The sequence below is a fragment of the Kitasatospora sp. CB01950 genome, assembly GCF_001905465.1.
GTDB lineage: Bacteria > Actinomycetota > Actinomycetes > Streptomycetales > Streptomycetaceae > Kitasatospora.
Genome location: NZ_LISX01000032.1, coordinates 1 through 4,996, shown reverse-complemented (window position 1 = coordinate 4,996; position 4,996 = coordinate 1). Strand labels below are relative to the sequence as shown.

General features: G+C 68.2%; 2 protein-coding genes. One reads left to right on the top strand and one right to left on the bottom strand.

Annotated elements, in window-relative coordinates; translation table 11 throughout:
• Positions 1–23: 23 nt before the first annotated feature.
• Positions 24–3,890, top strand: a complete 3,867-nt coding sequence (locus AMK19_RS33995; protein WP_073819447.1) for an AAA domain-containing protein — start codon at positions 24–26, stop codon at positions 3,888–3,890.
• Between the two features lie 145 nt (positions 3,891–4,035).
• On the opposite strand, the gene AMK19_RS33990 is transcribed toward AMK19_RS33995, so the two are convergent.
• Complete coding sequence (locus AMK19_RS33990) at positions 4,036–4,842, bottom strand: Fpg/Nei family DNA glycosylase (RefSeq protein ID WP_073819449.1); 807 nt, start codon at positions 4,840–4,842, stop codon at positions 4,036–4,038.
• Positions 4,843–4,996: the final 154 nt, after the last annotated feature.

The window sequence follows — 4,996 nt, the reverse complement described above, 5'->3', positions numbered from 1 at the left end:
ACTCGATAGAGCAACGGCTACTGATGGAAGCCATGGGTTGGGACGGCCTCTACGACGCCGAATGCCTGATGAATGCGATACGACTGGGCGCCCACAGGCCCGTTGTCCCCATCGCCTGGTTGGAGACCGAGCCAACAGCTCTCACCGATGACATCCGAACGTTCGAACGTCGGCTGGACGCAGTGGAGGCCGCCGAACAGGCGGCGCACGACCTGCTCGGACCGCAATGGGCCGAACTTGCGAGGCCGGTCGCACCGGTTTCTCCCGAGCCCGGGCCGAAGGAGCAGGCACTGGGTGAACTCTCTCCCCCAGGTATGAAGCTGTCCGATGCCACCGCTCCGCAGGTCAGTGCGCTTGCGGACCGGATGGCCGCCGACGCGCAGAACCTGGAACAGGTACTGCAGCAGCTGGCCCGCACCGCCCGCGTGTACGGCGTCCCCGCGCCGGAGAGCTGCGCACAGGGCCTGCGCCTGACTCGTCTGACCGAGCTGTCTCTGCCGGAGCAGACGGACAAGCCTCCCGCGAGATGGCTCACCCCGGTGGGCGCAGCCCAGGCCCGCACTGCCCTGGATCAACTGTCCGACACGATCGCCAATCTGCGGGCGACGCGTGACAGAGCCCGCCGGCGGTTCACCGAACGAACCCTGGAGGAGTCCACGCTTGCGGATGTAGCCCAACGCTTCGCCACCGTGCACCGTTCGCTGACCGCTCGCCTGTCCTCCGTGTACCGGGCCGACCGTCGCACCGTCCGGGGCCTACTCCCCGAAGGCGCCAAGTGCACGAAGGTCGTCATCGCTGCGCTTCCGGATGCGGTGGCCTGGCAACAGGCCCAGCAACGGCTGGATCACGAGAGCCGCCTAGCAGGAGACCTCCTCGGCCACTTCTGGCGGGGCGAGGAGACTGATTTCGCCGCGGCGGAGAAAGCACTCGGCCATGCGGAGCAGGCCGCCGAACTGGCCCCACTGGTACTGGATCCCGAGGCGTTCCGCTCCCAACTCGCTCATGGCGGCGAGCCCCGCACGACGGCCCGCGAGGCAGCTCAGCGCGCAGGCGAGGCGCTCTCCACATGGCGCGACTCGCTGGTGCTTCCCCCTCACCTCGGCGCACCCTGCGAGTTGGAGGACGGCCCGTTGGCCGACGCCGCCCGCTGGAGCGGTGCGCACGTGACGCCGCTGCAGGAAGCCGCGCAGCTGCTCGAAACGGTCCGCGCCGTCTCCGGACGAGACGGCCGTACCCTGGCGGAGGCACGCTCCGCGATCGTGGCCGCTCTGGCCGCACGGGTCGCCGGTGAAGAGTTCGCCGCCCACGCCGCGCAGGACGGTGCCCTTCTCGGTGTGCTGTACGCAGGTCGTGATACACAACGCGCTGCGCTGGACCAAGCCTCGGTCTGGCTGCGGCAGTTGCGGAAGAGCTGTCTGCTCGATGACGAAGCTTTCCCTTCCGAGGCGGCCCAGATCCTCCATCGGACGCTTCCGGACCCGGAGTTGGAAGAAGCCAAGGGGTACTGGGACCGCTCCTGCGCCAGGCTTGCCGGATTGTTCGACGAGCCGCGACGACGTGAACTGCGCGCCGCCCTGTCCATGACGGCCTCGGCCGGGCAGCTCCTTGCGCTGCTGGACGGCGACCGCGGCGGACCTGACGAGTGGGCGGCTTACCAGCGCGGCCAACAAGCGTTGGAGAAAGCCGGCCTGGGTGACCTGACATTCCGTGCCGTCCGGGCCGGAATCATGCCTGAGGACTTCCCGCAGGTTGTCGAGAAGTCTGTGCTGCACTCCTGGATCGACCGTGTCCTCCAGAAGGATCCCCGTCTGGTGTGGAACCGGGCTGAGGACCGCGACGACAAGGTTGCCGCCTTCCGCGACATCGACCTGTCTCTGGCCGAGCAGGCCCGGAACCGGGTGGCACGGACCTGCGATCTGAATCGGCCTGCTGTGCTGAGCAGCCCCGGTACAAGGCTGATCCAACACGAAGGCAAGAAGAAAATCCGGCACAAGCCCGTGCATGTGCTCCTTCGCGAAGCCGGCGCTGAGGCACTGCGCGTCAAGCCTTGCTTCATGATGAGCCCCCTGACGGTCAGCCGGTTCCTGCCGCCCGACTTCACCTTCGATGTCGTGATCTTCGACGAGGCATCCCAGGTGCTGCCCCAGGACGCAATCAACTGCATCTACCGGGCCAAGTCCCTGATCGTCGCCGGAGACGAGAACCAGCTGCCGCCCACCGCATTCTTCACCGCCGGCGAGGACGAGGAGGACGACCCGTACGCCGAGGACGAGATTCCCCGGTACGAGTCCCTGCTCTCCCTCGCCAAGGGCAACGGGATGCTCAAGGAACTCTCGCTGCGCTGGCACTATCGGAGTCGGCACGAACACCTGATTGCCTTCAGCAACAGGCAGTTCTACCGGGGCTCGATGACCACCTTCCCCGGGGCATTCGCCGAAGGTCCTGACGTGGGCGTGGCCTTCTTCACGGCCGAACAAGGCGTGTACCGCTCGGGTGCGGCGGCCCGCAACAACCCTGGTGAAGCCGCCGCGGTGGCCCGACGCGTCATCCACCACTTCCGTACCCGCCCCGGCCGGTCACTGGGTGTCGTCGCGCTCTCCCAGTCCCAGGCCGACGTGATCCGAGAGGCGGTCGAGCAGGAACGTCGGCGGAACCCCGGTCTGGACGAGCATTTCTCAGACGACCGGTTGGACGGATTCTTCGTCAAGAACCTCGAAGCGGTACAGGGTGACGAACGTGATGTGATCATCATGTCAGTTGGCTACGGCCCTGATGAGAACGGCAGAGTCAACCAGAACTTCGGGCCGATCAACCGCAAGGACGGCTGGCGGCGCCTCAACGTCGCTGTCACCCGCGCCCGGTACCGGGTCGAGGTGGTGGCTTCCTTCGAACCCGAGGCACTCAGGCCGTCCGAAAGCGCGAGCTTCGAACACTTCGCCCGGTACCTCAGATACGCAAAGCACGGGCCGGTCGCACTCGCTCAGGACAGCACCGACAACGACGCCGAACCCGAGAGCCCCTTCGAGGAATCGGTGTTGGAGGTATTGCGCAGCTGGGGCTACATCGTTCAGCCCCAGGTAGGTGTCGCCGGCTACCGCATCGACCTGGGAGTGCGTGACCCGCTGCGGCCCGGACGCTATGCCCTTGGCATCGAGTGCGACGGTGCCATGTACCACTCCTCCAAAACCGCCCGTGACCGGGACCGGCTGCGGGAATCCATGCTCGGCAGTCTCGGCTGGACACTGCATCGAATCTGGGGCACCGACTGGTACCGCAACCGGGCGGCGGCGGAGACCCGACTGCGAACCGCCGTCGAGCAAGCCGTCACCCGAGGTGTCGACGCTGCTCTGCGGCCCGTCATCGTGGCGGAGACCGCCAGAACCGCAACAAACACAATCCCCCCGGCGGCCGCACCCACGCCACAGCAGTCCTCGCCCGGCTCCGAGCTTCCGGGCCCGAATGCCCTCCCGAGCTCCACGGAACAGCGCATCCGCCACGAATTGGAGCAGCTGCGCACACAGCTGGAGCAGCAGTCCGATCCGGCCGACCACAACTCGCGTCCCCGGGCCCGCACCGACCAGCAGCGCAGGCAGCGCGAACTCACGGAACAGTTGGAGGAACGCGCCGCCCTGCTCAAGGCCTACTTGACCGGCGACCGCAAGGCTGTAACGGGTGCGGTGTGCCCCGGCCGACTGGTTCAGGTCGATTTCGACGGGGAGCAGGAGACGTACGAAATCACTTCGCAGGAACCGCACACCGCCGGCATCGAGAAGCTCAGCCCCTTCACCCCGCTCGGGCAGGCTCTCGCCGGCCGCGCGGCAGGCAGCCACATCGAGTACGAGCGCGACGGACGCCGCGTCGCCGTACTCCTGCTGACCGTGAGTGACTGACGGCACTTCAGTTCGCCCAGCCGGGCGGCCTCCGACACAGCAGGCTGCCCGGCAGAGCGTTTCGGCCCGGACCTCGGCGCGTCCCAGCGTTGCCGATGTCAGATCGGAGGTGTCCCACAGCCGCCCCGGTCTTCCGGGTGCCGCGTCAGGACTGCTGGCAGCGCGGGCACCAGAACAGGTTGCGGGAGGCCAACTCCTCCGTCCGCACCGGGGTTTCACAGACCAGACACGGCTGGTCCTGCCGCCGGTACACGTACACCTCGCCGCCGTGGTCGTCCACCCGCGGCGGACGCCCCATCGCCTCCGGCGTGTGCTCCGGCCGGACGGTGTCGATCCGGCCCGCCGCGACGCCGTCGTGCATCAGCGCCACCAGATCCGCCCAGATCGCGTCCCACTCGGCCCGGCTCAGATCCCGGCCCGCCCGGTGCGGACTGATCCCCAGCCGGAACAGCACCTCCGCCCGGTAGACGTTCCCGACGCCCGCCAGCACCTTCTGGTCCATCAGCAGCGCGGCCACCGTCGTCCCGCTCCGCGAGATCCGCGACCACGCCGCGTCCCCGACCTCCCCCGCCCGCAACGGATCCGGCCCCAGCCGCCGGTGCAGCGCCGCCTTCTCCGCGGGCGTCACCACCTCGCACGCCGCCGGCCCCCGCAGATCCGCGAACCCCTCCTCGTTCACCATCCGCAACCGCACCTGCCCCACCGGCTCCGGCGGCTCCCCCACCCCGAACCCGTACTTCCCGTACAACCCCAGGTGCACATGCAGCCAGTCGTCGCCGAACCCCAGGAACAGGTGCTTCCCGTGCGCCTCCGCCACGTCCAACACCCGCCCGTCCAACAGCGCCGCCCCCTCCGCGAAGCGCCCCTGCGGCGAAGAAACCCTGACCGCCCGCCCCCCGAACAGCTCCCCGTTCAGCCCGGCCAAGCGATGCACCACATGCCCCTCGGGCACCCGCGTCACCTCCACACTCACTCCCACACAACACCCCCATCCTCCCAGCCCTCACCGACACGTCGGCAGAGCCAAAAGTCCAGGAAGAGAGCCACAAGAGCACCAGCAACGACCGATATCACCACCCACCTGAACCCCGCGCAGCGGCAGGCAA

What these genes read in the sequence shown, in the direction of transcription:
- AMK19_RS33995 (WP_073819447.1), top strand. Translation starts at nt 24, where the DNA reads ATGGAAGCCATGGGTTGGGACGGCCTCTACGACGCCGAATGCCTGATG.